General features: G+C 72.2%; 23 protein-coding genes. 9 read left to right on the top strand and 14 right to left on the bottom strand.

All coding sequences use genetic code 11. The annotated features are described in order from the left end of the window. Positions 1 to 2 precede the first annotated feature (2 nt). Positions 3 to 1,595: a DUF2142 domain-containing protein gene (locus OHA65_RS12970; RefSeq protein WP_328762651.1), complete on the top strand. Its 1,593-nt coding sequence runs from the start codon at positions 3 to 5 to the stop codon at positions 1,593 to 1,595. A 108-nt stretch (positions 1,596 to 1,703) separates the two neighbouring features. Here OHA65_RS12970 and OHA65_RS12965 read toward each other — a convergent pair whose 3' ends face one another. Then, a complete protein-coding gene (locus tag OHA65_RS12965) occupies positions 1,704 to 2,417 on the bottom strand; it encodes a carbon-nitrogen hydrolase family protein (protein WP_405761897.1) in 714 nt (237 codons plus the stop codon). 198 nt (positions 2,418 to 2,615) lie between these two features. Here OHA65_RS12965 and OHA65_RS12960 point away from each other — a divergent pair, with 198 nt between their 5' ends. After that, on the top strand, positions 2,616 to 3,266 hold the full coding sequence (locus OHA65_RS12960) for a hypothetical protein (protein ID WP_405761895.1): 651 nt from the start codon (positions 2,616 to 2,618) through the stop codon (positions 3,264 to 3,266). Here the strand turns inward: OHA65_RS12960 and OHA65_RS12955 are convergent. After that, positions 3,263 to 3,841 (bottom strand): TetR/AcrR family transcriptional regulator, encoded by a 579-nt coding sequence (locus tag OHA65_RS12955; protein WP_327283277.1) that lies wholly within the window; start codon positions 3,839 to 3,841, stop codon positions 3,263 to 3,265. The genes OHA65_RS12960 and OHA65_RS12955 overlap by 4 nt on opposite strands. A gap of 185 nt (positions 3,842 to 4,026) precedes the next feature. Between OHA65_RS12955 and OHA65_RS12950 the strand changes: the two genes are divergently transcribed. Continuing rightward, positions 4,027 to 6,504, top strand: a complete 2,478-nt coding sequence (locus tag OHA65_RS12950) for a beta-glucosidase (RefSeq protein ID WP_405761893.1) — start codon at positions 4,027 to 4,029, stop codon at positions 6,502 to 6,504. A gap of 99 nt (positions 6,505 to 6,603) precedes the next feature. On the opposite strand, the gene OHA65_RS12945 is transcribed toward OHA65_RS12950, so the two are convergent. After that, positions 6,604 to 7,500 carry an SGNH/GDSL hydrolase family protein gene (locus tag OHA65_RS12945; protein WP_327283275.1) on the bottom strand — a complete coding sequence of 299 codons (897 nt, stop codon included), beginning with the start codon at positions 7,498 to 7,500 and terminating at the stop codon, positions 6,604 to 6,606. 249 nt (positions 7,501 to 7,749) lie between these two features. Here OHA65_RS12945 and OHA65_RS12940 point away from each other — a divergent pair, with 249 nt between their 5' ends. After that, positions 7,750 to 8,244, top strand: coding sequence for a DUF3145 domain-containing protein (locus OHA65_RS12940; RefSeq protein WP_030160508.1), 495 nt, complete (start codon positions 7,750 to 7,752; stop codon positions 8,242 to 8,244). A gap of 64 nt (positions 8,245 to 8,308) precedes the next feature. On the opposite strand, the gene fabF is transcribed toward OHA65_RS12940, so the two are convergent. The 5 genes from fabF to OHA65_RS12915 all read right to left on the bottom strand — a co-directional run bounded on the left by fabF (position 8,309) and on the right by OHA65_RS12915 (position 13,212). Beyond that, positions 8,309 to 9,574, bottom strand: coding sequence for a beta-ketoacyl-ACP synthase II (gene fabF / locus OHA65_RS12935; protein WP_327283274.1), 1,266 nt, complete (start codon positions 9,572 to 9,574; stop codon positions 8,309 to 8,311). Between the two features lie 79 nt (positions 9,575 to 9,653). Then, positions 9,654 to 9,902: an acyl carrier protein gene (locus tag OHA65_RS12930; protein WP_030227178.1), complete on the bottom strand. Its 249-nt coding sequence runs from the start codon at positions 9,900 to 9,902 to the stop codon at positions 9,654 to 9,656. Positions 9,903 to 9,960: 58 nt separating this feature from the next. Then, on the bottom strand, positions 9,961 to 10,965 hold the full coding sequence (locus tag OHA65_RS12925) for a ketoacyl-ACP synthase III (RefSeq protein ID WP_327283273.1): 1,005 nt from the start codon (positions 10,963 to 10,965) through the stop codon (positions 9,961 to 9,963). A gap of 19 nt (positions 10,966 to 10,984) precedes the next feature. Continuing rightward, positions 10,985 to 11,917 carry an ACP S-malonyltransferase gene (locus tag OHA65_RS12920; RefSeq protein WP_328762644.1) on the bottom strand — a complete coding sequence of 311 codons (933 nt, stop codon included), beginning with the start codon at positions 11,915 to 11,917 and terminating at the stop codon, positions 10,985 to 10,987. Between the two features lie 89 nt (positions 11,918 to 12,006). After that, a complete protein-coding gene (locus OHA65_RS12915; RefSeq protein ID WP_327283271.1) occupies positions 12,007 to 13,212 on the bottom strand; it encodes a helix-turn-helix domain-containing protein in 1,206 nt (401 codons plus the stop codon). A gap of 81 nt (positions 13,213 to 13,293) precedes the next feature. Here OHA65_RS12915 and OHA65_RS12910 point away from each other — a divergent pair, with 81 nt between their 5' ends. Further along, on the top strand, positions 13,294 to 13,947 hold the full coding sequence (locus tag OHA65_RS12910; RefSeq protein ID WP_371643447.1) for a pirin family protein: 654 nt from the start codon (positions 13,294 to 13,296) through the stop codon (positions 13,945 to 13,947). A 40-nt stretch (positions 13,948 to 13,987) separates the two neighbouring features. Here OHA65_RS12910 and OHA65_RS12905 read toward each other — a convergent pair whose 3' ends face one another. After that, positions 13,988 to 14,824, bottom strand: coding sequence for a serine hydrolase domain-containing protein (locus tag OHA65_RS12905; protein WP_329313443.1), 837 nt, complete (start codon positions 14,822 to 14,824; stop codon positions 13,988 to 13,990). A gap of 52 nt (positions 14,825 to 14,876) precedes the next feature. Between OHA65_RS12905 and OHA65_RS12900 the strand changes: the two genes are divergently transcribed. Next, positions 14,877 to 15,272: a MerR family transcriptional regulator gene (locus OHA65_RS12900; protein WP_327283268.1), complete on the top strand. Its 396-nt coding sequence runs from the start codon at positions 14,877 to 14,879 to the stop codon at positions 15,270 to 15,272. Further along, complete coding sequence (locus OHA65_RS12895; protein ID WP_327283267.1) at positions 15,269 to 16,288, top strand: aldo/keto reductase; 1,020 nt, start codon at positions 15,269 to 15,271, stop codon at positions 16,286 to 16,288. Before OHA65_RS12900 ends, OHA65_RS12895 begins: the two co-directional genes overlap by 4 nt. Before the next feature lie 199 nt (positions 16,289 to 16,487). Here the strand turns inward: OHA65_RS12895 and OHA65_RS12890 are convergent, their stop codons facing one another. The 3 genes from OHA65_RS12890 to OHA65_RS12880 form a co-directional block, all read right to left on the bottom strand. Next, positions 16,488 to 17,339, bottom strand: a complete 852-nt coding sequence (locus tag OHA65_RS12890; protein WP_327283266.1) for a DUF4429 domain-containing protein — start codon at positions 17,337 to 17,339, stop codon at positions 16,488 to 16,490. A gap of 66 nt (positions 17,340 to 17,405) precedes the next feature. Then, positions 17,406 to 18,545, bottom strand: a complete 1,140-nt coding sequence (locus OHA65_RS12885) for an alpha/beta hydrolase (protein ID WP_328765177.1) — start codon at positions 18,543 to 18,545, stop codon at positions 17,406 to 17,408. A gap of 177 nt (positions 18,546 to 18,722) precedes the next feature. Further along, positions 18,723 to 19,373 (bottom strand): TetR family transcriptional regulator, encoded by a 651-nt coding sequence (locus OHA65_RS12880; protein WP_327283265.1) that lies wholly within the window; start codon positions 19,371 to 19,373, stop codon positions 18,723 to 18,725. A 141-nt stretch (positions 19,374 to 19,514) separates the two neighbouring features. Between OHA65_RS12880 and OHA65_RS12875 the strand changes: the two genes are divergently transcribed. Both OHA65_RS12875 and OHA65_RS12870 read left to right on the top strand, forming a co-directional pair. Next, on the top strand, positions 19,515 to 21,131 hold the full coding sequence (locus tag OHA65_RS12875) for an MFS transporter (RefSeq protein ID WP_328762639.1): 1,617 nt from the start codon (positions 19,515 to 19,517) through the stop codon (positions 21,129 to 21,131). A gap of 182 nt (positions 21,132 to 21,313) precedes the next feature. Further along, positions 21,314 to 21,715, top strand: coding sequence for a peptidase inhibitor family I36 protein (locus tag OHA65_RS12870; RefSeq protein WP_327283263.1), 402 nt, complete (start codon positions 21,314 to 21,316; stop codon positions 21,713 to 21,715). Here OHA65_RS12870 and OHA65_RS12865 read toward each other — a convergent pair. Continuing rightward, positions 21,696 to 22,550 carry a potassium channel family protein gene (locus tag OHA65_RS12865; protein ID WP_371643443.1) on the bottom strand — a complete coding sequence of 285 codons (855 nt, stop codon included), beginning with the start codon at positions 22,548 to 22,550 and terminating at the stop codon, positions 21,696 to 21,698. The two genes, OHA65_RS12870 and OHA65_RS12865, sit on opposite strands and share 20 nt — an antisense overlap. A 134-nt stretch (positions 22,551 to 22,684) precedes the next feature. Continuing rightward, positions 22,685 to 25,417, bottom strand: coding sequence for a pyruvate dehydrogenase (acetyl-transferring), homodimeric type (aceE, locus tag OHA65_RS12860; RefSeq protein WP_327283261.1), 2,733 nt, complete (start codon positions 25,415 to 25,417; stop codon positions 22,685 to 22,687). Positions 25,418 to 25,755 lie beyond the last annotated feature (338 nt).

Raw genomic sequence — 25,755 nt, 5'->3', positions numbered from 1 at the left:
CGATGATCTCCGCACTGACGCGCCTGGCCGACTGGTCGGCCCGGACCCCGAAGCGGCTCTGGGCCATCGCCTTCGCGCTGTTCTTCACGCTCGCGGCCTCCTGGTCGGCCGCCACCCCGCTCGGCGGCTCCCCTGACGAGCACGCCCACTTCATCCGCGCGGCCGCCGTCGCCCGGGGCCAGATCGGCGGCCCCGAGGTGATGGTCCCGCACATGGTGGCGGGCATCGAGGGCAAGTTCGCCGAGACCGGCGTACAGCTGCCCGAGTGGTACGGGCCGCTGCCCAAGCAGCACGAGTGCTACGCCTGGCACGAGGACAAACCCGCTTCCTGCGCGCCCCGGATCGGGCACTCCGAGAAGATCGTCCAGGTCACCACCGCCGCCGGCCGCTACCACCCGGCCTACTACCTCGCCACGGGCTGGCCGAGCCTGCTGGTCAAGGGCCCCAACGGGCTGTACCTGATGCGGTTGATGTCGGCCGCGCTCTGCTCGGCCCTGCTGGCCGGTGCCGTGGTCACGGCCGCCGAATGGCGGCGCGGGCGCTCGCTCGCCCTGCTCGGCGTGTTCACCGCGGCCACGCCGATGGCCCTCTACATGGCCGGCATGGTCAACCCCAGCGGCGGCGAGATCGCCGCCGGCATCCTCGTCTGGACGGCCCTGCTGTCGATCCTGATGTCGCCCGATCCGAGGCTGCTGAACCGGCGCCTGGCCCGGGTCGGCATCGGCGGGCTGGTGCTGATCAACATCCGCCCGCTCGGGCTGATCTGGTTCTCCGGCGCGGTCTTCTTCGGCCTGCTCCTGGCACACCGCGGCGTGGTGCGCTCGGTGCTGCGCCGCAAGGCCCTGTGGGTCTGGACGGCCCTGCTCGGCGCGGCCACGGCCGGTGCGCTGCTCTGGGCCCGTGCGCACCCCGACAACTCGGTGATCAACACGCCCAAGACGCTCACCGCCAAGGAAGCCGCCCGGCAGACCTTCGGCAACACCGAGACGTACGTCCACCAGATGCTCGGCTACTTCGGCTGGCTGGACACCCCGGCGCCCGCGTTCACCTGGCTGGTCTGGCTCGGCGTGATCGCGGTCCTCACCGCGCTGGGGCTGGCGTACGGGCGGGCGCGCGAAGCGGTGGCGCTGATCGGCATGCTGGTGGCGATCGTCGTGGTGCCGGTCGTCGCGCAAGCCTCCCAGGCGGAGCAGCTCGGCATGGTCTGGCAGGGCCGCTACCTGCTGCCGTTCGCCGTGGGCCTGCCGCTGATGGCGGTGCTGATCTGCGCGAGCAGGGCACCCGAGCAGGGGTTCCCGTGGCGCAGGCTGGTCGGCTTCGGCGCGGCCGGGCTCGCGCTGGCCAATGCGGCGGCGTTCTTCTGGGCCCTGCGGCGCTTCGCGGTCGGTGTCAACGGCCCGTGGGTGCCGTTCTCGGCGCACTGGGTGCCGCCCGGCGGCTGGGTGCTGTGGACCGGCGTGTACACGGCGGCCGCGTTCGCGCTGGTTCTGCCGGCGCTGGTGCGGGACCGCGGGGCCGCTCCGGCGGAGGGTCCCGTGCAGCGGGACGACAGCACGCGCACCGGACGGCACTCGAAGGTCCCGGCGGTCGGCTGACGGCGGTCCACGTCCCGAGGGGCCGCCCGGTGTCCCGCCGCGCCGGTGTCCCGCCGCGCCGGTGTCCCGCCGCGCCGGTGTCCCGCCGCGCCGGCGCGCCGGCGGCCGTCAGGGGCCGACGTCCGCCGTCACCACGGAGGCCGTACGGTCGTCGGCCTCGGCGAGCAGCGCGCCGCCCGGGGCCCAGAGCGCGGCGCGGCCGCAGCCGGTCCACGGGCCCGACGGGCCGACGTGGTTGGCGAGGGCGACGTACAGGCCGTGCTCCTCGGCGATCCCGGTGTGGACGCTCGCCCGCTCCCGGATCCCGTCGCCCGTCCCGTACAGGGAGCTCGCGAGGTGGACCCGGCAGCCGTCCGCCGCCGCGCGGGCGGCGAGCTGCGGGAAGTGGTTGTCGTAGCAGATGCCGAGCGAGAAGCGGATCCCGCCGAGCGTGAAGCGGCCCGGGCCCTCGCCGGCTACGAAGGCGCCCTGCTCGTGCCGGTACAGGTGCTGCTTCGTGTACGTCGTCAGGTGCGCGCCGTCCGCCCCGTACACCAGTGTCGCGATGGCGGGCAGCGGGCCGGTCGTGCGCAGCGCGACATTGACGGCGACGGCGAGGCCGGCGGACCGCAGCGGATCCAGCCGGGGGTCGTCGGCGTCCGCCATCCACAGTCCGGGGTCGGCGGCCAGGGCCTCCAACTCGTAGCCGGTGAGCGTGAACTCGGGGAACACTGCGAGCTCGGCGCCCTGCGCCCGGGCCCGTACGGCGAGTGCGACGCTGCGCCGCGTGTTGGCGGGGACGTCGGCCGGGACGCAGTTGAGTTGCGCTGCTGCGATCTTCACGAACTCAGCATGCCAGCGCGGCCGCAGCTCCCGACGGGCGGGCAGACGTGCGGCCCGCCGTGCGTCCCGAAGCAGGCTTCGAGGCAGGGTTCGAGGCAGGGTTCGAGGCAGGCACCGACGAGGGGCTCGACGTGGCGGTGCGGCCGGGCGATGCTGTAACGGCCCGTGTGTTCGCCGGAGTTGACGGAGGGCCGGCTGATGCCCGACTGGATCCGACCGGTCCTCGCCGGTGCCTTCCTGGTCGTGTCGTACCGCATGGTCCGCACCAGCGGCGCCGGCCTGCGGGTGGCGGTGCTCCTCATGGCCGCCCTGAACGCGGGCGTGCTGTGCCTGCTCGCGTCCACCGCGCCGCCCTGGGCCGTGGTCGCGGTCGCGTTGGTGTCCCTGGTGGCCGCGGTGCACAGCCTGCTGGCGGCGATGCGGAGCCTGGCGGCCCGTATCCGGCGGGTCGACGCCGAGGAGTTCCAGGGGCTGATCCGGCAGGCGGCGGGCGCCGCGGGGCCCCAGGTCCTGGGCGTGTGCGTGATGTTCAGCGGTGCGACGGCGCTGACCGCCTTCGCCGACGACGACCATCCCGAGGGCCGCCAGTTCCACCTGCCGCCCGGAGCGCACTGCCCGTTCTGCCTGGTGGAGGAACAGATCCGGGATTTCCTCGGCGCCTCGGACCCGCTGCTCGCCGCGTACCGCACCCACCTGGAGGCGGGCAGCAGCCGCCATCTCCTGGTCAAGCGGCGCTCGGAGCGGGAGCCCTGGACGGGACGCCTGCGCGACCGGGTCTACTACCGGGTCCCCGCCCCGTCCCGGCGCCCGCGCTGCGCCGTCCACGACCCGCTGTTGGGCCGGCCCTAGGACGCTTCGGGCCCGCGCAGCAGGGCCAGGAAGGAGCGGAACGCCGCCGGCATGTCCACCGACTCCGGGGCGAGCAGCCACTGGTACTGGAGGCCGTCCATGACCGCGGTCAGCAGGGGCGCCGCCTGCTCCGGGGTGAGGCCCGAGGGGAGTCGGTCGCCGAACTCGGCGCGGAGCACCGCCGCCATCTCGGCGCGCACCTGGGCGTACCGCTCGGTGAAGAACTCCCGCGCCGGATGCCCGTCGGTGACGCTCTCGCCCAGCAGCGCCGAGAAGGTCTGCACGATGCCGGGACGCATCGCGTTGTACTCCACCAGCGAGGCCAGCAGCTCCAGGCGCCAGGTGCCGGCCGAGGCGCGCGAGCCGCCGCCGGTGTCCCAGCGGTCGCGCTCCTCCAGCACCGCGACCAGCAGCGCCTCCTTGGTCGGGAAGTAGTGCAGCAGCCCCTGCTGGGTCAGGCCGACGCGCTCGGCCACCGCGCCCAGGGACGCGCCGCGGTAGCCGCGCTCCGCGATCACCTCGACCGCCGCGCGGACGATGTCGCCGCGCCGCTCCTCGCTCCTCGCCCTGGCCATCGCCCCGGCTCCCCTTCCGTCCACGCCGCGCCCCGCCTCGGCGGCGGAGCCGTACGTACGCTATCGGAACATCACGAAAACATTACGAACCCTACCGTTCTACAGGTATCAGGTCCACGATGGGGGACACCCCCGCGGCGCCCGCACCACACCCCACCGCACGCACACGATGAGGAGGCACGGCCGTGACCGATGCCGATCAGGCCCGCCACGACGCCGTAGAGGCGGCGCTCGGCAAACTGGACCTCGACACCAAGGCCCGCCTGCTGGCCGGCCAGGACATGTGGTCCCTGCCCGCCGTTCCCGAGATCGGGCTGGAGTCCCTGGTCATGTCCGACGGCCCCATCGGGGTCCGCGGCGTGCGCTGGACCGCCGACGACCCGTCCATCGCACTGCCCTCCCCGACCGCGCTCGCCGCCGCCTGGGATCCCGCGCTCGCCCGCCGCGCCGGCCGGCTCCTCGCCCAGGAGGCCCGCCGCAAGGGCGTCCACGTCCTCCTCGCCCCCACCGTCAACCTGCACCGCTCCCCGCTCGGCGGCCGGCACTTCGAGTGCTACTCCGAGGACCCGTACCTGACCGGCGCCATCGGTACCGGCTACGTGAAGGGCGTCCAGGACGGCGGCGTCGGCACCACCGTCAAGCACTTCGTCGGCAACGACGCCGAGACCGAGCGGTTCACCGTCGACAGCGTCATCGCCCCGCGCCCGCTGCGCGAGCTGTACTTGGCGCCCTTCGAGGCCATCGTCGCCAATGCCCACCCCTGGGGCATCATGACGGCGTACAACCGCGTCAACGGCACGACGATGACCGAGCACCAGTACCTCGTGAACGACGTCCTGCGGGGCCAATGGGGCTTCGACGGGTGCAACGTCTCCGACTGGATGGCCGCCCGCTCCACCACCGGCGACATCCTCGGCGGCCTCGACGTCGCCATGCCCGGACCGCAGACCGTCTACGGCCCTCCCCTCGCGGAGGCCGTCCGGGCCGGCGAGGTCCCCGAGTCCGCCGTGGACGAGGCCGTGCGCAACGTACTGCGCCTCGCCGCCCGTGTCGGGATCCTGGAGGGCGCCCCCGCAGCCGTCACCGGGCCCCCGGCCGAGATCGACGGTCAGGCGCTGGCCCGCGAGATCGCCGCCCGCGGCTCCGTCCTCGTCCGCAACGAGCCCGTGGCCGGCGAGCGGCGCGCCCTGCCGCTGGACGCCGCACCCGGCCGCACCGTCGCCCTGCTGGGGGCCGCCGCCCGCGACGCCCGCGTCCTGGGCGGCGGTTCGGCCACCGTCTTCCCCGAACGGATCGTTTCCCCGCTGGACGGGCTGACCGCGGCCCTGCCCGCCGGATCGCTGACCTTCGCCGTCGGCGCCGACCCCAGCGAGGAGCTCACCCCCGCCGACAAGGGCTTCGAGCTCCGCGCGATCTGCCGCGACGCCTCCGGCGCCGTCCTCGGCGAGGGCAGCCTGCCGACCGGCCAGGTCCAGTGGATCGGCGACGACCTGCCCGCGGGTGCCTCGTACGAGACCATGGCCAGCATCGAGGTCACCGGGACCTTCGTGCCGCGCGAGAGCGGCGCGCACGCCTTCGGCACCCGCGGGCTCGGCGCGTTCGCCCTCGCCGTCGGCGGCGAGACCCTCTGGGACGGCGTCCAGCCGATGGGCGACGAGGCCGACCCCTTCGAGGCCTTCTTCGGCGCCCCCAGTGAACGCGGCCGCGTCGACCTCGCCGAGGGGGAGGCAGTCGACGTCTCGCTGACCTTCCAGGTCCCCGACACGACCACCCTGCCGCTCAAGGCGATCATGTTCTCGCTGCTCCACCTCGGCCCGCAGCGCGACGCCGACGAGCTGATCGCCGAGGCCGTGGCCGCCGCGCGCGCCGCCGACACCGCGGTCGTGGTCGTCGCCACCACCGAGCGCGTGGAATCGGAGGGCTTCGACCGGCAGGACCTCGCCCTGCCGGGCCGCCAGGACGACCTGGTGCGCGCCGTCGCCGCCGTCAACCCGAACACCGTGGTCGTCGTCAACGCCGGTTCCCCGGTGGAGCTGCCGTGGCGGGAGGAGGTGGCCGCCGTGCTCCTGGCCTGGTTCCCCGGGCAGGAGGGCGGGGCCGCGCTGGCCGACGTACTGCTCGGGGACGCGGAGCCGGGCGGGCGGCTGCCCACCACCTGGCCCGCGCGGTTCGCCGACGCGCCCGTCACCGAGGTCGTCCCGGACGGCGGCCGGCTGGAGTACCGCGAGGGGCTCCTCATCGGCTACCGGGCGTACGAGGCCCACGGGATCGCCCCCGCCTACCCGTTCGGATACGGCCTCGGCTACACCGACTGGGCGTACGAGTCCCTTGAGGTCACCGGCACCACCGCCCGGGTCCGCATCACCAACACCGGCACCCGGCCCGGCCGCGAGGTGGTCCAGCTCTACCTCGCCCCCGTGGACACCGCGTCCGACGGCGCGCAGAGCGCGACCGTGGAGCGCCCCGCGAGCTGGCTGGCCGCCTTCGCCGGGGTCGAGGCCGGCCCCGGGGAGAGCGTCGAGGCCGAGATCGCCCTGCCCGCCCGGGCCTTCGAGATCTGGGACGAGCCGGCCGGCCGCTGGCAGCGCATCGGCGGCGCCTACGAGGTCCGCGCGAGCCACGCCCACGGCGACACGCGGCTGACGGCGACCCTGGAGATCTAGAAGATCCGGACTGGCCGGAAATCACCCATGAACCGGACCGGGGGCGGGCCCTGACACCCGCCCCCGGTCCCTCCGGCGCCGTCGGCGACGCGTGGCGCGTCAGCGCGGCGGCTCGGCCGCCGTCACCTGACGGTGCGCCAGCTCTGCGAGCCGGGCCTGCCCGTCCTTGCCCGGGTGGAACCAGTCCCAGTGGCTCAACTGGTCGGCGGCGAACGGGTACTGGAACACCGCACCGCCGTCGTAGCGGCACAGCTGGTCCTTCGCGCAGACCTCGCGCAGCACCTCGTTGTACTCGACCACCCGCGCCCGCACCTGCTCGCGCCGGGACGTCGCCCCCGTCGCCGCCGACAGCGGGTCCGCCAGCATCGACTGACAGATCCCCAGTTTCCAGATCTGCCGCACCATCGGGCTGTCCTTGCCCTGCTCCCACAGGCGCTGCAGGTCCGGCACGCTGGAGACGTACACCTGGGACGCGGGAGAGGCCGCCCGCAGACCGGCGAGGGCCTTCTCGAACCCCGCCCGGAAATCCGCCACCGGAGTCATCGACGAGGCCAGCGGGCGGCAGGCGTCGTTCGAGCCCACCATCACCGTGACCAGGTCGGGCTTGTGTTCCGCAGCCGAGGCAAGCTGCCCCGCCAGGTCCGCCATCCGAGAGCCCGTCACCGCGAGGTTCCAGCTGCGCTCCGGCACCCCGGCGTCCCCGAGCAGCCGGGCGGCGAGGGAGTGCACGGCGGGGTCGTTCCCGGTGGCCCAGGAGACCTCCGGGCAGTCCGCCAGCACCGAACAGGCGTCGAAGCCCCGCGTGATGGAATCGCCGACGGCGGCGATCGACGTGGGGGCGGTGTTCCAGCGCGGCCCGGCCTGGGCCCCCCGCTCGCCCTCCGTGGCCGACCCGCCCGACTGACACCCGGTCAGCGCACCGGTCAGGACGACCATCGCCGCGCCCGCTCCGGCGAGTGTCCGGCGTGCGCGGCGTCGCGGGGCGGTGGTGCGCATCGGGTGGTTCCCTCCTCGTCGCCCCGCGTACTCCGGGGGCGTCCTGCTGAGTGAAAGCTCGGTGTTTGGCGGCCTCGGACCGACCGTACGTCACACCATGACCCCTGGCGCACGGTAGCTTTTTCCCGTGGCGTTTCGGCCGCAGGTCCCGTTGCGCAATGTCAAATAATTTCCGTTACATTACATCACGTCACATTCTGTCCTTTTTCTGGAGTTTATTCCCGACCTCGTCCCACACTGGAGGTCCCGGTGACGACACGTGGAGTTCTGTACGTGCATTCCGCACCGCGCGCGCTCTGCCCGCACGTGGAATGGGCAGTTGCGGGCGTGCTCGGGGTGCGGGTGAACCTCGACTGGATCAGGCAGCCCGCCTCACCCGGCACATGGAGAGCAGAGTTCTCCTGGCAGGCCGAAGCCGGCACCGCGTCGAAGCTCGCCTCCGCGCTGCGCGGCTGGCACCTGCTGCGCTTCGAGGTGACCGCCGAACCCTGCCCCACCGCCGAAGGCGAGCGCTACAGCTCCACCCCGGAGCTCGGCATCTTCCACGCCGTCACCGGCATGCACGGCGACATCCTGATCCCCGAGGACCGGCTGCGCGCCGCCCTGGCCCGGTCCGCCCGCGGCGAGACCGACCTGGAGGCGGAGATCGCCAAACTGCTCGGCAAGCCCTGGGACGACGAGCTGGAACCCTTCCGCTACGCGGGAGAGGGCGCCCCGGTGCGCTGGCTCCACCAGGTCGTCTGAACCCCGGGCACGCAGAAGGCCCACCCGGTCTCCCGGGTGGGCCTTCTGCGTGCGGCTCGGGGCGTCAGACCGTGCGGAACGCCAGGGTGACGTTGTGGCCGCCGAAACCGAACGAGTTGTTGATCGCGGAGACCGGGCCGTCGGCCGGCAGCTTGCGCGGCTCGCCGACGACGATGTCCGCGTCGATGTCATCGTCGAGCTCGTCGACGTTGATGGTCGCCGGGGCGATCCGGTGGTACAGCGCGAGCACGGTCGCGACGGTCTCGATACCGCCGGCGCCGCCCAGCAGGTGACCGGTCATCGACTTGGTCGCGGAGATCGCGATGTGGTCGAGGTCGTCGCCCAGCACCTTGCGCAGGGCCTTCAGCTCGGCCGTGTCACCCTGCGGGGTCGACGTGGCGTGCGCGTTCAGGTGGACCAGCTCGGCCGGGTCGAGACCCGTGTTGTCCAGCAGGTTCTGCACCGCGGCTGCGACACCGCGGCCCGTCGGCTCCGGCTGCGCGATGTGGTGGCTGTCCGCGGACAGGCCCTGGCCCAGCACCTCGCAGTACACCCGGGCGCCGCGCGCGGCGGCGTGCTCGGCGGACTCCAGGATGACGACGCCCGCGCCCTCGCCGAGGACGAAGCCGTCGCGGGCCTTGTCGTACGGGCGGGAAGCCTGCTCGGGGTTCTCGTTGTTCTTGGACATCGCCATCATGTTGGCGAACGCGGCGATCGGCAGCGGGTGGATCGCCGCCTCGGTGCCGCCCGCGACGACCACGTCGGCGCGGCCGGTACGGATCATCTCGACGGCGTAGCCGATGGCCTCGGCGCCGGACGCGCAGGCGCTGACCGGGGTGTGCACGCCCGCCTGGGCGTTCACCTCCAGGCCGACGTTGGCCGACGGGCCGTTCGGCATGAGCATGGGGACGGTGTGCGGGGAGACCCGACGCACACCCTTTTCCTTCAGTACGTCGTACTGGTCGAGCAGGGTGGTGACGCCGCCGATGCCGGAGGCGATCACGGTGCCCAGGCGCTCGGGCGCGATGGACGCGTCCTCGCCCGCCGGGGCGGTGTAGCCGGCATCGGCCCAGGCCTCACGGGCTGCGATGACGGCGAACTGGGCCGAGCGGTCCAGCTTGCGGGCCAGCGGGCGCGGCAGGACCTCACTGGGGTCCACGGCGGCCGGGGCGGCGATACGGACCGGGAGTTCGGCGAAGCGCTCGCCCTCAAGGGGCTTGACGCCGGAACGACCGGCGAGCAGACCTTCCCAGGTCGAAGCGCTGTCGCCACCCAGCGGAGTGGTTGCGCCGATACCGGTGACGACCACGGTGCGATTGGTCGGGCTCACAGGAATTCTTTCTCCACGTCTCAGGGGGTGCTGAATTGTCACGGCGCCACCGCCGGGTGGCGACAAACGCTCGTCAGGCTCAGGCCTGGTGCTTCAGGATGTAGTCAGCGGCGTCGCCGACCGTCTTGAGGTTCTTGACGTCCTCGTCCGGGATCTTCACGTCGAAGCGCTCTTCGGCGGCGACGACGACCTCGACCATGGACAGCGAGTCGACATCCAGGTCGTCGGTGAAGGACTTGCCGATCTCGACGTCCTCGACCGGGATGCCGGCAATCTCGTTGACGATCTCCGCGAGACCTTCGACGATCTCTTCCTGGGTGGCGGCCATGTGGCGCTCCTTCTCTAGCTAACTGAGGTGAAACAGGGCTGGATACGGATCCGGAGCCCTAGGGGAGGGTAACGACCGTTGCGGCGTAGACGAGCCCCGCCCCGAAGCCGATGACGAGCGCGGTGTCGCCGCTCTTCGCCGCTCCGGTCGCCAGGAGCCGCTCCATGGCGAGCGGGATCGAGGCGGCCGACGTGTTGCCGGTGGTTTCCACGTCACGGGCGACCGTGACGTGCTCCGGCAGCTTGAGAGTCTTCACCATCGAGTCGATGATCCGCATGTTCGCCTGGTGCGGGATGAAGACGTCCAGGTCCTCGGCAGTGATTCCGGCGGCGTCGAGCGCCTGCTGGGCCACCTTGGCCATCTCGAAGACGGCCCAGCGGAAGACCGCCTGGCCCTCCTGCGTGATGGCCGGGAACTTCTGCGCGCTGTCCGTGCTGCGGAACTCGTCCCACGGCACGGTCTGCTTGATCGTCTCGGACTTGTCGCCCTCCGAACCCCACACCGTGGGGCCTATGGCCGGCTCGTCCGAGGGGCCGACGATCACGGCGCCGGCGCCGTCACCGAACAGGAAGGCCGTCGCGCGGTCCTCCAGGTCGGTCAGGTCCGACAGCCGCTCCACGCCGATGACGAGCACGTACTGGGCCGAACCCTCGACGACCAGGCCCTTGGCCAGCGTCAGGCCGTAGCCGAAGCCGGCGCAGCCCGCGGAGATGTCGAACGCGGCCGGCTTGACCGCACCGATCCGGTGCGCGATCTCGGTCGCGACGGCGGGCGTCTGCTTGAAGTGCGAGACCGTCGAAACGATCACGGCGCCGATCTGCTCGGGCGAGACCCCGGCATCGGCCAGCGCCTTGCCGGAGGCCTCCACCGACATCGCCGCGACGGTCTCCTGGGGCGAGGCCCAGTGCCGGGTCGCGATGCCGGAGCGGGAGCGGATCCACTCGTCGGACGAGTCGATCGTCTCCAGGATGACCTCGTTGGAGACCACGCGGGTCGGCCGGTAGCCGCCGACGCCGAGGATGCGGGCGTACGGGGAGCCCTTGGCAGGCTTGATCTTCGACATGCTGTGTGGGCTCCTTCTCTCAGGCCGCGTGCTCGGCGAGGAGCGCAGCGGCCTTTTCGAGATCGTCCGGCGTCTTCAGGGCCACGGTCGGCACGCCCTTGAGCGCGCGCTTGGCCAGACCCGTCAGCGTGCCACCCGGGCTGAGCTCGATGATCCCGGTGACGCCCAGCTCGCCGAACGTCTCCATGCACAGGTCCCAGCGGACCGGGTTGGCGACCTGGCCGACCAGGCGGGCGACGACGTCGGCGCCCGTGGTGACGACGTGGCCGTCCTTGTTCGAGACGTACTTCAGCTCCGGGTCGGCCGGGGCGAGGGCCTGCGCGGCCTTCTCCAGCGTGGCGACCGCGGGAGCCATGTGGTGCGTGTGGAAGGCGCCCGCGACCTTGAGGGCGACGACCTTCATGGAGCCCTCGGGCTTCTCGGCGACCAGGGCCTCGATCTGCTCCATCGTGCCCGCGGCCACGATCTGGCCCGCTCCGTTGATGTTGGCCGGCGTCAGGCCCAGCTTCTCCAGGTGCGCGACGACGACCTGCTGGTCGCCCCCGAGCACGGCGGCCATGCCCGTCTCGGTGACGGCCGCGGCCTCGGCCATGGCCAGACCGCGCGTCCGTACGAACGACAGCGCGTCCGCGTCGGACAGCACACCGGCGTACGCGGCGGCCGTGATCTCACCGACGCTGTGGCCCGCGACGGCACCGAAGGCCGCACGGCCGTGCCCATCGGAGGGGGCGAGCGCGGAAGCGGACAACAGACCGGCGGCCACCAGCAGCGGCTGCGCCACCGCCGTGTCGCGGATCTCGTCCGCGTCCGCCTTCGTGCCGTAGTGGGCAAGGTCGAGCCCGATGGCGTCCGACCAGGCGGCGACGCGGTCAGCGGCACCGGGGAGGTCGAGCCAGGGAGTCAGGAAGCCGGGCGTCTGTGCGCCTTGGCCGGGAGCGACGAGTACGAGCACCCTCACACTCTCTCTTGTGGATGGTCCCCGCCGCCCGTGGGGACAGGGACCAAGAACCGTCGGGGTAATTGTTGATGTCCGACAAAAGTCTAGGACTGCAGATCGCCGTCGGCCAGACGCCCGAGGATCAAGGCGATTCGCAGCGTGAACGCCGAGCGAACATCGGAGGGTGACCAGCCGGTGACGTCGGTCACACGTCGCAGCCGGTAGCGCACCGTGTTCGGGTGCACGAACAGCATCCGCGCCGCCCCCTCCAGGCTGCTCGCCTGCTCCAGGTACACGCTCAGCGTCTCCAGCAACGCCGACCCCGCCTCTTCCAGCGGTCTGTAGATCTCCTCCACCAGCTGCTCCCGCGCGGAGGGATCCGAGGCGATCGCGCGCTCGGGCAGGAGATCGTCCGCCAGGACCGGCCGCGGGGCGTCCTGCCAGGCCGTACACGCCTTCAGCCCGGCCGCCGCGGCCTGAGCGGACTTGGTCGCGTTCAGCAGATCGGGAACCACCGGACCGGCCACCACGGGGCCCGCCGCGAACGGCCCGATCAGCGACTTCGCCACCTGGATCGGGTTGTCGCTGCCGCCCGCGATCACCACCAGCCGGTCGCCGAGCACACCCGTCAGCACCTGGAGCTTGTGGTGGCGGGCCGCGCGCCGGATCGCCTCGACCGTCAGCTCGCTGTCGCCCTCCGGCGCGGTGCCGAGCACCACGCACACGTGCTCAGGCGAGTTCCAGCCGAGCGCCGCCGCCCGCGACAGCGCGCCCTCGTCGGCCTCGCCCGACAGCACCGCGTTCACGACGAGGGACTCCAGCCGGGCGTCCCACGCCCCGCGCGCCTCGGCGGCCTGCGCGTACACCTGGGCCGTCGCGAACGCGATCTCCCGGGCGTACACCAGCAGCGCCTCGCGCAGGATCGACTCGTCGCCCGGCGCCGCGACCTCCTCGATCGCGGCTTCCATGACCTCGATCGTCGTACGGACCATCTCCACGGTCTGGCGCAGGGTGATCGCCCGGGTCAGCTCGCGCGGAGCCGTCCCGAAGACGTCCGTCGAGATCGCCTGCGGAGTCTCCGGGTGCCGGAACCACTCCGTGAACGCGGCGATGCCGGCCTGCGCGACCAGGCCGATCCAGGACCGGTTCTCCGGGGGCATCGCCCGGTACCACGGCAGGGCCTCGTCCATGCGGGCGATCGCGTTGGCGGCGAGCCGGCCGGAGGACTTCTCCAGTCGGCGCAGCGTCGCGGCGTGCGGATGGGCGGGAGCGGGATGCGCGGGGGAATGCTCACGTTCGGGTTGGGGCACGGGACAAGACTGCCTTATCGGGACGGCGGCGCGGAGTCCGGTCCCGTGGCGGCCGTCCTCCGGGGGACTACGGTGGCACTCATGATTGACGTACGCCGCGGGGCCGACCGGTACGGGGGCGGGGATCCGGACGCCGGGATCACCACCTTGCACGCCTTCTCCTTCGGCGGGCACTACGACCCGGACAACCTGCGCTTCGGCCCGGTCATCGCCTGCAACGAGGAGACCCTCGCCCCGGGCGCGGGCTTCGACGAGCACGCGCACAGCCACACCGAGATCGTGACCTGGGTCGTCGAGGGCGAGCTCGCGCACAAGGGCAGCACCGGGGAGAGCACCCTGGTCCACCCGGGAGACGTACAGCACCTGGGCGCCGGATCCGGCGCCCGGCACATCGAGCGCAACGACGGCGCCGTGCCGCTGCGCTTCGTGCAGCTGTGGCTCGCGCCGCAGGCCCCCGGCGGGGAGCCCTCGTACACGCTGGTGACGGGTCTCGCCGACGGCACCCCGTACGAGGTCCCCGCGGCCGGCGCCGTCCTGCACGTACGCAGGCCGGGCGCGGGCGAGCGGGTCGCCGTACCGGCGGCGCAGCGGGTCTACCTGCACGTGGTGCGCGGGGACTTGCGCCTGGACGGGGAAGAGCTCGGCCCCGGGGACGCGGCACGGATCACCGACGAACGGAACCTGGAGATCGTCGCCGGGTCCCCGGGAGAACTGCTGATCTGGGAGCTGCCCTAGGGCCTGCTCCTGCGGATCGGGCGCCGGAGCGGCGCGGAGGTCAGCGGCCGGCGAGTTCGGCGAGGACCGCGTCGGTGAACGGCGGCCAGGCCTCCACGGCCCACGGGCCGAACGCGCGGTCGGCCAGCGCCACGCACGCGACGCGGGCGTCCGGGTCCACCCACAGGAAGGTGCCGGCCTGCCCGAAGTGGCCGAAGGTGCGCGGCGAGGACGAGGCGCCCGTCCAGTGCGGGGCCTTGCCGTCGCGGATCTCCAGGCCGAGCCCCCAGTCGTTGGGGGACTGGATCCCGTACCCCGGGAGCACGCCCTTGAGGCCCGGGTGGACGACGGAGGTGGCCTCCGCGACCGTGCGCACGTCCAGCAGCCGCGGCGCCTGGAGCTCCGCCGCGAAGCGGACGAGGTCGGACACGGTCGAGACGCCGTCCTTGGCGGGCGAGCCCTCCAACGTCGTCGAGGCCATGCCCAGCGGCTCGAACACCGCCTGGTGCACGTACTCGGCGAAGGGGATGCCGGTGGCCTTCGTGATGTGGTCGCCGAGCACCTCGAAACCGGCGTTCGAGTACAGCCGGCGCGTGCCGGGCGCGGCCATCGCACGGTGCTCGTCGAAGGCCAGCCCGCTGGTGTGCGCGAGCAGGTGACGGACCGTCGAACCTTCGGGCCCGGCCGGCTCGTCCAGCTCGATCGCCCCCTCCTCGTACGCGACGAGCGCGGCGTACGCGGCGAGCGGCTTGGTCACCGAGGCCAGCGCGAAGCGGTGGTCGACGGGCCCGTGGGATCCGGCCAGGCTCCCGTCCGCGCGCACGACGGCCGCCGCGGCGGTCGGTACCGGCCAGTTCTCGATGGTCCGCAGGCTCTGTAGGGTCTCCACGCTCTCCATGCGGCCGAGCCTACTTGCTTGGAGTGCACTCCAAGGTTTTAGCGTGGTCGCCATGAGCCTGACGCAGACGCGGTACACGATCAGCGAGGTCGAGGCCCGGACCGGTCTGACCCAGCACACCCTGCGCTGGTACGAACGGATCGGCCTGATGCCGCACGTGGACCGCTCCCACTCGGGACAGCGCCGGTTCAGCGACAAGGACCTCCATTGGCTCGCCTTCGTGGGCAAGCTGCGCACCACCGGGATGTCGGTGGCCGACATGGTCCGCTACGCAGAACTTGTGCGCGAGGGCGAGCACACCGTCGACCAGCGCCGCGAACTGTTGGAGCAGACGCGGCGCGAGGTCCGCGCGCGGATCACGGAACTGACCGACGCACTCGCCGTACTGGACTTCAAGATCGACATGTATGCCACGGGCACGACCGCGGGGAAGGCGACACAGCAATGACGCAGAACACCACCATCGAGCAGGTTGAACTCGGCAAGGGAGGCCCGCTGGTGGGCGTCCAGGGCCTCGGCTGCATGGGCATGAGCGAGTTCTACGGCGAGACCGACGAGGCCCGCGCCCGCGACACCCTGGAAGCGGCCCTGGCCGCCGGGGTCACCCTCTTCGACACGGCGGACACCTACGGGCGCGGCGCCAACGAAGAGTTCCTCGCGCCGTTCGTGGCCGAGCGCCGCGACGAGATCACCCTCGCCACCAAGTTCGGCATCGCGCGCAGCGACGACCCGCAGTACCGGGGCATCCGCAACGACCGCGCGTACATCCGCCAGGCCGTCGAGGACAGCCTGCGGCGGCTCGGGACCGACGTGATCGACCTCTACTACATGCACCGGCGCGACCCGGCCGTGCCGTTCGCCGAGTCGGTGGGCACGATGGCCGAGCTGGTACAGGAGGGCAAGGTGCGCCACCTGGGGCTCAGCGAGGTCACCGGCGCCGAGCTGCGCGAGGCGTACGCGGTGCACCCGATCGCGGCACTCCAGTCGGAGTGGTCGCTGTTCAGCCGGGACGTGGAGCGCAGCGCGGTGGGCGCGGCGGCGGAGCTGGGCGTGGCCTTCGTGCCGTACTCCCCGCTCGGGCGCGGCTTCCTGACCGGCGCGTTCTCGGACGCGGCGGCCGATCTGTCGGCGGCGGACTTCCGCCGCTTCCAGCCCCGGTTCACCGGCGACAACGCCAAGGCCAACGCGGCCCTGCTGGCGCCGGTCCGGGAGATCGCGCAGGCGCACGGGGCGAGCCCGGCGCAGATCGCGCTGGCCTGGGTGCACCAGCAGGCGCAGGTGCACGGGCTGACGGTGGTCCCGATCCCGGGCACCCGCAAGCCCGGCCGCCTCGCGGAGAACGCCGCGGCGACCCGGATCACCCTGACGCCGGCGGAGCTGGCCCTGCTGGAGCCGATCGCCGCCCAGGTCGCGGGCGACCGCTACCCGGACATGACCTGGACGTCCGCGGCCCGCGAGGACTGAGCCGGCCGAGCGGACCGGGCCCGTACGGGCGCCGCCGCCGCAATGCCTCCCGGCGTTCGGCGGCGGGACCCCGGGAACGACCGTCGACCGGTCGCCGGCCGGTCCGCGCCGGGCCAGCCGGTCCGCGCCGGGTCAGCCGGGCCTGGCCAGGGCCCGGCCGGGCCCGACCCGGGGCGGCGCCGGGGTCCGGCCGGGGAGGTCAGGCTTCGGCGGTGAAGCGGTCGCGCAGCGCCGAGTACTCGGCGTCCGTCAGCAGCCCCGCGCTGTGCAGCTCGCTCAGGTGCTGCAGGCGTTCGTCCGTGCGGGCCGCCGGGACCGAGGCCACCGGGGTGCGGCCGCGCAGGGCGGCGAGGACGGCCGCCGCGAACGGCAGCGATTCGTGCACCGAGCCGTACCCGACGCCGAACACCGCGGACGCCAGGTCGTGGTCGGGGCGCGGATCGGCGGCGGCGTCCCTGCGCAGCAGCCGCAGGTGGCCGCCGGGGCCCTCCGGCGTGCGCCACTCGACCCCGGTCAGCGCGGACAGTGGACAACGCTGGTCGCCCGCCTTCCACTTGGCGCTCGTGGCGCCCGTGCGCGACCAGTGGAAGGTGACGGTCGAGCCGTCGAACCCCAGGCGCGCGTCGTACGCCTTCAGCTGGAGCGGCGGCTCCGGCACCTGGACGAGGAATCGTTCCGCCGGACCGTCGGATCCGGGGCCCAGCCGGGCCCGTACGGCGTCCGCGAACTCGGCAGCCCGCCCGGCCCGGTCGCCCGGCAGTACGAGCCGGTACGGGTCGCAGACCTCCCGCAGCTGTCCTGCCGCGACCTCCATCAGCGGATCCGCACCCGCCCGCGGCACGGCACGCAGCACCACCGCGTCCCGTTTTCCTCCGGACCCGGTCGCGTTCACCGTCACCCCCGACAACGCCTCGAAGGGGATCCGCCGCGCCCCGAGGGCATGAAGGAGTTTCGGTGTTCTCATCCCCCGTGCGAAGCGGATGACCAACGAGTCCGAGTCGAACTCCCAGACGGCATGATTTCCGGCCAGTACGTCACCCATGCGGCACATGGTAAAGGGACGCACCCCCGTGCGTCCCCCTCGGTGCGGAGACCGTTTTCCGCGGCTCTACACGTGTCAGTCCCCGTCTGTCCCGGAAATTCCACGGCGGCACGCATCGTCGCCGCTCGCACACACAACGGAACCGAACGCACCGGTTCCGATTTTGGCGAAGTTGTCCAGGGATCCGGTGCCTGGCTCGAAATAGCCGGTGTGGAGCTTCGCCCCCGCCGAGGACAGCAGCCGCGACCCGAACTCCGGCGACACCGGATCCGCACCGTGGCCGACCCCGCCGACCTCCACGTGCGGCACGTCCGCGATCCAGTCCCCGGAATCGCGCGTGGCCCAGACCCGGGCCGACGTGTGCAGGCCGGCCACAGAATCCGCACGCATCCCCGGGCTGCCCGCCACCACCACGTCCGACACCCGCCGGGGCAGTGCGTGCGCGGCGACCCCGCACACCACCGAGCCGTAGCTGTGGCAGAACAGCGCCACGCCCGCGTCCCCGGGCAGCGCCGCCGTCAGGGCCTCCAGTCGTACCGCGCCGTCCATCGCCATCCGACCCGTGGCGGCGTCCATGCCGACCCCGGTGGGCGCGGTGTAGCCGGCCCAGGCGATGACCGCGGTCCGGCTGCCGGGGGCCTGCGTGCGCTGGGCCTCGTACAGCGACTGCGCCATGCCGACGGGGGCGGTCAGGCGGCGCTGGCTGCGCTCGAAGGTGAGCACGTCGGTGTCGACGCCGGGGACGACCACCGAGATCCGGTCGGCCTTGTCGAGGTCGCCGAAGACCTCGGCGACGCGGCCGTTGCCGGTCGGGTCGAACGCGAGGATCTGCCGGCCCGGCTCGGCCAGGGAGGCGAAGCGGTGGGAGCGCCGGCTGGCCGTCGAGCGGTCGGCCGGGGTCAGGCTGACGTCCCGGCTGCGGGCGTCCTCCACCCGCTCGGCCTGTTCCAGGCCGCGCAGGTTGGCCCGGTAGCGCAAGGCTGCGGGCGCCCCGTCGAGGTTGCCGACGACCAGGGGGTACCCCTCGGCGAGCCGGGCCCGCTGGGATCCGTCCAGGCCGGCGAAGAACCGGGCCACCGTCCGTACGGGGGCGTCGGCGGGCGGCAGGGGCCGGCCGTCGATCCGGGCCGTGGCCCAGGAGGCGAGGGCGGCGGCCCGCAGCGAGGTGCCCGCGTCGGGGCGGTGCACCGCGGTCCAGCCGGTGGTCGCCAGCATGATGAAGACCACCGCGAGCGCGAGCAGGGTGCGCAGGGCGGCAGGGCGCGGGTCGGCGCCGACGATGGAGGGGGCGAGGCCGGGCAGGTTCACTGGGACCAGCGTAGGAGACCGGATCCGGACACGGGGTCCGGGGTGACCGGGTTCACGGTCGACCGTGCGACTCCGTACGGGGGTTCAGCGCCAGTCCGCAGCCAGCGCAGGGCCGATCTGGTCAAGGTAGGACTCGGTCATCCGTCGGATCGAGGCCACGCTGGCGTCCTCTCCCCGCCCCCACAGCCGCCCGGTGACCCTCATCACCCCGGAGAACGCGGCGACCGCCACGCGGGGCCGCGGGTCCGCGTCCACGTCCAGCCCCTCGCGCTCGGCGATCAGCCGGGCGATCCGCTCCTCCAGCTCGGTGGAGCGGCGCAGGTGCACCGCAAGCAGTGCCGGCGTCGACTCGATCAGCTGGTAGGTGCGCATGTAGAGATCGACCGGGACCACGTCGGAGAGGGCCTCGTCGAGGGTGTCCCAGGCGTCGAGCACCGCGCCCCGCAGGGCTTCGAGCGGGCCCTCGGCGGGCGGCCGGGAGCGCAGCGCGGCGACGAAGTGCGCCTCGACCAGGTCCTGGACGGCGAAGGCGACCTCCTCCTTGTTGGCGAAGTACCGGAAGAAGGTGCGCTGGGAGACGTAGACGGCGTCGGTGATCTCGTCGACGGTGGTGTGCTCGTACCCCTGCGCGACGAAGAGGAGGAGGGCGGCGCGCAGCAGCGCGTCCCGGGTGCGCCGCTTCTTGCGTTCGCGCAGTCCGGGCGCGGGCGCCGGCGCCGGCGCCTCGTCGGTCATCACCGAGGGGTGTCCTTTCCGCATGTTCCACATGCCGAATCTGACGCTGAGTGAGCGGACAGGGTACCTGTGACCGAGCTGACAGCCATGGCCCCGTTAACCCGTTTGTGAAGTGTCAGTCGCTGTCACTAGCCTGTTCGCATGACGAGTCAGATCACCATCGAAGACCAGGGCGACCGGTTACCCGTCAAGGAATCCGGTCCCGGCCCAGCCCGGTCCGGGCTGCGCGGGCACCCCTGGCTGACCCTCTTCGCCGTGGCGATCGGCGTCATGATGGTCACCCTGGACGGCACGATCGTCGCCGTCGCCAACCCCGCGATCCAGCAGCACCTCCACGCCTCGCTCGCCGACGTCCAGTGGATCACCAACGGCTACCTGCTGGCCCTGGCCGTCTCGCTGATCACCGCGGGCAAGCTCGGCGACCGCTTCGGCCACCGCCAGACCTTCCTCATCGGCATCGCCGGCTTCGCCGCGGCCTCCGCCGCCATCGGCCTCTCCTCCGGCGTCCAGTACGTCATCGCGTTCCGCGTGGCGCAGGGCCTGTTCGGCGCACTGCTGATGCCCGCCGCGCTGGGCCTGCTGCGCGCCACCTTCCCGGCCGAGAAGCTCAACATGGCCATCGGCATCTGGGGCATGGTCATCGGCGCCTCGACCGCCGCCGGGCCCATCGTGGGCGGCCTGCTCGTGGAGAACGTCAGCTGGCAGTCCGTCTTCTTCATCAACGTGCCCGTCGGCATCATCGCCCTGACCTTCGGCCTGTTCATCCTGCTCGACCACCGCGCCGAGAACGCCCCGAAGTCCTTCGACGCCGTCGGTGTCCTGCTGCTGTCGGCCGCGATGTTCTCGCTGATCTGGGCGCTGATCAAGGCCTCGGAGTGGGGCTGGAGCGACACCCGGACCATCCTGTTCCTCCTCGCGTCCGTCGTCTGCTTCACGCTCTTCGCCGTCTGGGAGTCGAAGGTCGCCGAGCCGCTGATCCCGCTCGGCTTGTTCCGCTCGCTGCCCCTGTCCGCGGGCACGGTGCTGATGGTGCTGATGGCCTTCGCCTTCATGGGCGGCCTGTTCTTCGTCACCTTCTACCTGCAGAACGTGCACGGCATGAGCCCGGTCGACAGCGGCCTGCACCTGCTGCCGCTGACCGGCATGATGATCATCGGTTCGCCGCTGGCCGGCGCCGCCATCACCGCCGTCGGCCCGCGGATCCCGCTGGTCACCGGCATGGTCGCGACCGCCGCCGCCTGCTTCGGGATGTCCGCGCTGACCCCGGGCACCGGCACCCTGGAGATGTCGCTCTGGTTTGCCCTCCTCGGTGTCGGCCTCGCGCCCGTCATGGTCGGCGCCACCGAGGTCATCGTCGGCAACGCCCCGCTGGAGCTCTCCGGCGTGGCGGGCGGGCTCCAGCAGGCCGCCATGCAGGTCGGCGGCAGCCTCGGCACCGCCGTCCTCGGCGCGGTCATGGCCACCACCGTCGGCAACTCGTTCGGCGACAACTGGGAGCGGGCGCAGCTGCCCCCGCTCACCCCGGAGCAGCTGGACCTCGCCGAGAAGGGCGTCCAGGTCGGCATCGCCCCGGTCCCGCCGGAGGCCCCGGCCCCGGTCGCCGAGGCGATCACCAAGGTCGCGCACGACACGTTCGTGTCCGGCATGAGCACCGCCTTCACCGTCGCCGGCTGCGTCGCGGTGCTCGCCGCGCTCGTCGCCTGCTTCACCAAGCGGGGCGAGAACGCCGCAGCCGGGGCGGGCGCGGCCCACGTCTGAGCCGCACCGGCGTCAACCTCGTGGGCGCGACGGCCCCGCCGGACGGTTCCGGCGGGGCCGTCGCCTATCCGGGTGGACCCGCCCCTGACCCCTTCCGCCCGGCCGTCCTCGCAGGTCAGCGTGGTGTCAGAGGCGCTGCGGAACCGGTCCGGGCGCCCTGGTCCACAAGGAGTTGACCCGTCATGCGTACGAGTTCACCCGCACGGTCCACCACCGCCCTCGCCGCGACCCTGCTGGCCCTCGCCGCCCTCATCCCGAGCACGGCGACCGCCGCACACGCCGCAGGCGCCCCGCCGGGCAAGGCACCCGCCTGCGCCACCGGGCAGCTGTGCCTGTGGGCGAAGCCGGAGTTCAAGGGCACCCGACACGCCCACGAGCTGAGCACCCTCGACATCAACAGCTGCACGGCACTGCCGGCCGGGACCAGCGCCCAGTCGCTGATCAACCGCACCGGGCGGCCCGTGACCACCTACCAGTCGGCCGAGTGCCAGGAGACCGGGGAGTTCCAGACCTACCCGGGCGACGGGGTCTGGCTGCCCGAATCGCCCTACCTCATCCGCGCGTTCAAGGTGTGGGAGCGCTAGCGGCACCCGCCGCAGGGGCCGCTCCGGGCACCAGGGCCGGTACGTCGGCCCCGGAGCCCGGGGCGGTTCCCGCACCCGGAGCGGGCGCCTGGGCTTCGGCGGCCACCGCCGACGCCCCGCCCAGCCGCCCGATCTCGGCGCGCAGCGCCCGTACCTCCGCCGACAGTTCGGCGATCGCCGCGGTCTGAGCCCGCTCCACCTGGTCGTCGCGCTCGAAACGGGAGATGAACCAGGCCGCGATGTTGGCGGTCACCACACCCAGCAGCGCGATCCCCGACAGCATCAGCCCCACGGCGATGATCCGGCCGAGCCCGGTGGTGGGGGAGTGGTCCCCGTACCCGACGGTCGTCATCGTGGTGAAGCTCCACCACACGGCATCGCCCAGGTTCTTGATGTTGCCGTCGGGGGCGTCCCGCTCCACGCTCAGCACGGCGAGCGAGCCGAACATCAGCAGCCCGACCACCGCCCCCGCCACATACGTGGTCAGCCGGATCTGCGGGGCCATCCGGGCCCGCCGGCCCACCAGCAGCAGCGTGGACACCAGCCGCAACAGCCGCAGCGGCTGGAACATCGGCAACACCACCGCGCCCAGGTCCAGCCAGTGGGTCCGCACGAACGCCTTCTTCGCCGTCGACAGACCCAGCCGCATCAGGTAATCCGCGGCGAACGCGCCCCACACCACCCACTCGGTGACCGTGCACGCCCGGTGCACCTGCGCATTCGCGTCGGGTACGACGATCGGCACGGTGTAGGCGACGGCGAACGCCACGGCGAGCACGAGCAGCGGGGTCTGACTCCGCCGCTCCCACCGCAGCTGGCGGGAGGGTTCCTTCATACGGAGCATCGTAAGGAACAGGTAAAGCGGAATGGGCCGGCGCAGTGCCGCAGCGGCCGGGGCAACGGCAGCGGGCCGGGGCGCACTCCCGCACACCCCGGCCCGCCGCCGTCAGCCGTCCGCCCCGCGGAGCGCTATGCGTCGCCGCCCGCCGCGCCCGGGTCGGCCGCCGCGACGTCCAGCAGCCGGTACCGGTCCACCGCCTGCTTCAGCGCGGAACGGTCGATCTTGCCCTGCTTGGCCAGCTCGGTCAGCACCGCCAGCACCACCGACTGCGCGTCGATGTGGAAGAACCGCCGGGCCGCGCCGCGCGTGTCCGCGAAACCGAACCCGTCCGCACCCAGTGAGGTGTACGCGCCGGGCACCCACCGCGAGATCTGGTCCGGGACGGACCGCATCCAGTCCGAGACCGCCACGAACGGCCCCTCCGCACCCGACAGCTTCCGCGTCACGTACGGGACGCGCTGCTCCTCCTCCGGGTGGAGCAGGTTGTGCTCCTCCACCTCGACGGCCTCGCGGCGCAGCTCGTTCCAGGAGGTCGCCGACCAGACGTCCGCCCGAACGTTCCATTCCTCGGCCAGGATCCGCTGGGCCTCCAGGGCCCACGGCACCGCCACGCCCGAGGCCATGATCTGCGCCCCGATGGAGCCCGCCGAGCCCGCGGCCACCCGGTGGATCCCCTTGAGGATCCCGTCCACGTCCACGTCGGCCGGCTCGGCCGGGTGCTGGATCGGCTCGTTGTAGACGGTCAGGTAGTAGAAGACGTCCTCGGCCTCGGGCCCGTACATCCGCCGCAGGCCGTCCTGGACGATGTGCGCGATCTCGTACCCGTACGCCGGGTCGTACGCCACGCAGCCCGGGTTCGTCGACGCCAGCAGCTGGGAGTGACCGTCGGCGTGTTGCAGGCCCTCACCCGTCAGGGTGGTCCGGCCGGCGGTCGCACCCAGCACGAAACCGCGCGCCAGCTGGTCGGCCATCTGCCAGAACTGGTCACCCGTGCGCTGGAAACCGAACATCGAGTAGAAGACGTAGACCGGGATCATCGGCTCGCCGTGCGTCGCGTACGCCGAACCCGCGGCGATCAGCGAGGCCGTGCAGCCCGCCTCCGAGATGCCGTCGTGCAGCATCTGGCCGGTCGGCGACTCCTTGTACGCGAGCAGCAGGTCGCGGTCGACCGCCTCGTACTGCTGCCCCAGCGGGTTGTAGATCTTGGCGCTCGGGAAGAACGCGTCCATGCCGAAGGTGCGGTACTCGTCCGGGGCGATCAGCACGAACCGCCTGCCGATCTCCTTGTCCCGCATCAGGTCCTTCAGGATGCGCACGAACGCCATGGTCGTGGCGATCGACTGCTGGCCCGAGCCCTTCTTCGCCGCCGCGTACGCCGTGTCGTCCGGCAGCTGCAGCGGCTTCGCGCGCACCACGCGCGTCGGCACGTAGCCGCCCAGCGAGCTGCGCCGGTCGTGCATGTACTGGATCTCCGGCGAACCGGGGCCCGGGTGGTAGTACGGCGGGGCGCCGCCCTCCAGCTGCGCGTCCGTGATCGGGATGTGCAGGCGGTCGCGGAAGCGCTTGAGGTCGTCGACCGTCAGCTTCTTCATCTGGTGCGTCGCGTTGCGGCCCTCGAAGTTCGGGCCGAGCGTCCAGCCCTTGACCGTCTGCGCCAGGATCACCGTCGGCTGGCCCTTGTGGGCCTTGGCCGCCGCGTACGCCGCGTAGATCTTCTTGTGGTCGTGGCCGCCGCGGCCCAGGTGCAGCAGCTGCTGGTCGCTCATGTTCTCGACCATCGCCCGCAACCGCTGGTCGTCACCGAAGAAGTGGTCGCGGATGTAGGCACCGGTCTCGGTCGCGTACGTCTGGAACTGGCCGTCCGGCGTCGAGTTCATCCGGTTGACCAGGATGCCGTCGCGGTCCTGCGCCAGCAGCGGGTCCCAGGAGCGGTCCCAGATCAGCTTGATGACGTTCCAGCCGGCACCGCGGAACTGCGACTCCAGCTCCTGGATGATCTTGCCGTTGCCGCGCACCGGACCGTCGAGCCGCTGCAGGTTGCAGTTCACGACGAAGGTCAGGTTGTCCAGACCCTCACGGGCGGCGATCGACAGCTGGCCCAGCGACTCCGGCTCGTCCATCTCGCCGTCGCCGAGATACGCCCAAACGTGTGACTTCGAGGTGTCGGCGATCCCGCGCGCCTCCATGTACCGGTTCATCCGGGCCTGGTAGATCGCGCCGAGCGGGCCGAGGCCCATCGAGACGGTCGGGAACTCCCAGAAGTCCGGCATCAGCCGCGGGTGCGGGTAGCTGGACAGGCCGTACGGGGCCTTCGACTTCTCCTGCCGGAACGCGTCGAGCTGCTGCTCGGAGAGCCGGTCCAGGAGGTAGGCGCGCGCGTAGATGCCGGGGGACGCGTGGCCCTGGAAGAAGATCTGGTCGCCGCCGTCGCCCTCGTCCTTGCCCCGGAAGAAGTGGTTGAAGCCCACGTCGTAGAGGGAGGCGGAGGACGCGAACGTGGCGATGTGGCCGCCGACGCCGATCCCGGGACGCTGGGCGCGCGAGACCATCACGGCCGCGTTCCACCGGGTGGCGTTCAGGACCTTGCGCTCGATCTCCTCGTTGCCCGGGAAGAACGGCTCGTCCTTGGTGGCGATCGTGTTGACGTAGTCCGTGCTGCGCATCTCGGGCACGGCCACGCGCTTCTCGCGGGCCCGCTCGATCAGCCGCAGCATCAGGTAGCGGGCGCGCTCACGGCCCCGCTCGTCGACGGCGGCGTCCAGGGAGTCGAGCCACTCCTGCGTCTCTTCCGGATCGAAGTCCGGGACCTGGCTCGGCAGGCCGCCAATGATGATCGGATTGCGATCGGATGCGGAAGCCACGCTGTTCCTTCGCTGTCAGGGGAGTCGTGCCATGGGGTTTCGCCGCCTCCCATCGTCTTACGCTCGGTCGGAATCGTCACCTGTACCACTGGGTAATCACTGGAGTCCGCAGCGATCCGTGAGAGCAGGCGGCGGCGGTCCGGCCAAACCGCAACCTTACGCCCAAGACGATCAGCTGGTTCGTAAGGCCGTTCGGTCCCTCAAACAGGTAGGAAAGCCGGTAAGCGTTGCCGATGATGCCGAATGAGCTGGAATGGTGTGGGATGAATCACCAGAGGTGCACACGGGAAGGCTGAAAGTTGCGGCGAGACGGCCGTAATCGTCACCGTTTCGACGGT

It is taken from the genome of Streptomyces sp. NBC_00045 (genome assembly GCF_045041095.1).
In the GTDB taxonomy this organism is placed as follows: domain Bacteria; phylum Actinomycetota; class Actinomycetes; order Streptomycetales; family Streptomycetaceae; genus Streptomyces.
The sequence above is the reverse complement of the archived record's forward strand: the minus strand, read 5'-3'. Positions and strand labels throughout refer to the sequence as shown.

What these genes read in the sequence shown, in the direction of transcription:
- OHA65_RS12890 (WP_327283266.1), bottom strand. Translation starts at nt 17,339, where the DNA reads ATGTGCCGCATGGGTGACGTACTGGCCGGAAATCATGCCGTCTGGGAG.
- OHA65_RS12875 (WP_328762639.1), top strand. Translation starts at nt 19,515, where the DNA reads ATGACGAGTCAGATCACCATCGAAGACCAGGGCGACCGGTTACCCGTC.
- OHA65_RS12870 (WP_327283263.1), top strand. Translation starts at nt 21,314, where the DNA reads ATGCGTACGAGTTCACCCGCACGGTCCACCACCGCCCTCGCCGCGACC.
- OHA65_RS12945 (WP_327283275.1), bottom strand. Translation starts at nt 7,500, where the DNA reads ATGCGCACCACCGCCCCGCGACGCCGCGCACGCCGGACACTCGCCGGA.
- OHA65_RS12880 (WP_327283265.1), bottom strand. Translation starts at nt 19,373, where the DNA reads ATGACCGACGAGGCGCCGGCGCCGGCGCCCGCGCCCGGACTGCGCGAA.
- OHA65_RS12885 (WP_328765177.1), bottom strand. Translation starts at nt 18,545, where the DNA reads ATGCTGGCGACCACCGGCTGGACCGCGGTGCACCGCCCCGACGCGGGC.
- OHA65_RS12865 (WP_371643443.1), bottom strand. Translation starts at nt 22,550, where the DNA reads ATGAAGGAACCCTCCCGCCAGCTGCGGTGGGAGCGGCGGAGTCAGACC.
- OHA65_RS12960 (WP_405761895.1), top strand. Translation starts at nt 2,616, where the DNA reads ATGCCCGACTGGATCCGACCGGTCCTCGCCGGTGCCTTCCTGGTCGTG.
- OHA65_RS12955 (WP_327283277.1), bottom strand. Translation starts at nt 3,841, where the DNA reads ATGGCCAGGGCGAGGAGCGAGGAGCGGCGCGGCGACATCGTCCGCGCG.
- OHA65_RS12900 (WP_327283268.1), top strand. Translation starts at nt 14,877, where the DNA reads ATGAGCCTGACGCAGACGCGGTACACGATCAGCGAGGTCGAGGCCCGG.
- OHA65_RS12925 (WP_327283273.1), bottom strand. Translation starts at nt 10,965, where the DNA reads ATGTCGAAGATCAAGCCTGCCAAGGGCTCCCCGTACGCCCGCATCCTC.
- OHA65_RS12930 (WP_030227178.1), bottom strand. Translation starts at nt 9,902, where the DNA reads ATGGCCGCCACCCAGGAAGAGATCGTCGAAGGTCTCGCGGAGATCGTC.
- OHA65_RS12910 (WP_371643447.1), top strand. Translation starts at nt 13,294, where the DNA reads ATGATTGACGTACGCCGCGGGGCCGACCGGTACGGGGGCGGGGATCCG.
- OHA65_RS12970 (WP_328762651.1), top strand. Translation starts at nt 3, where the DNA reads ATGATCTCCGCACTGACGCGCCTGGCCGACTGGTCGGCCCGGACCCCG.
- OHA65_RS12905 (WP_329313443.1), bottom strand. Translation starts at nt 14,824, where the DNA reads ATGGAGAGCGTGGAGACCCTACAGAGCCTGCGGACCATCGAGAACTGG.
- OHA65_RS12895 (WP_327283267.1), top strand. Translation starts at nt 15,269, where the DNA reads ATGACGCAGAACACCACCATCGAGCAGGTTGAACTCGGCAAGGGAGGC.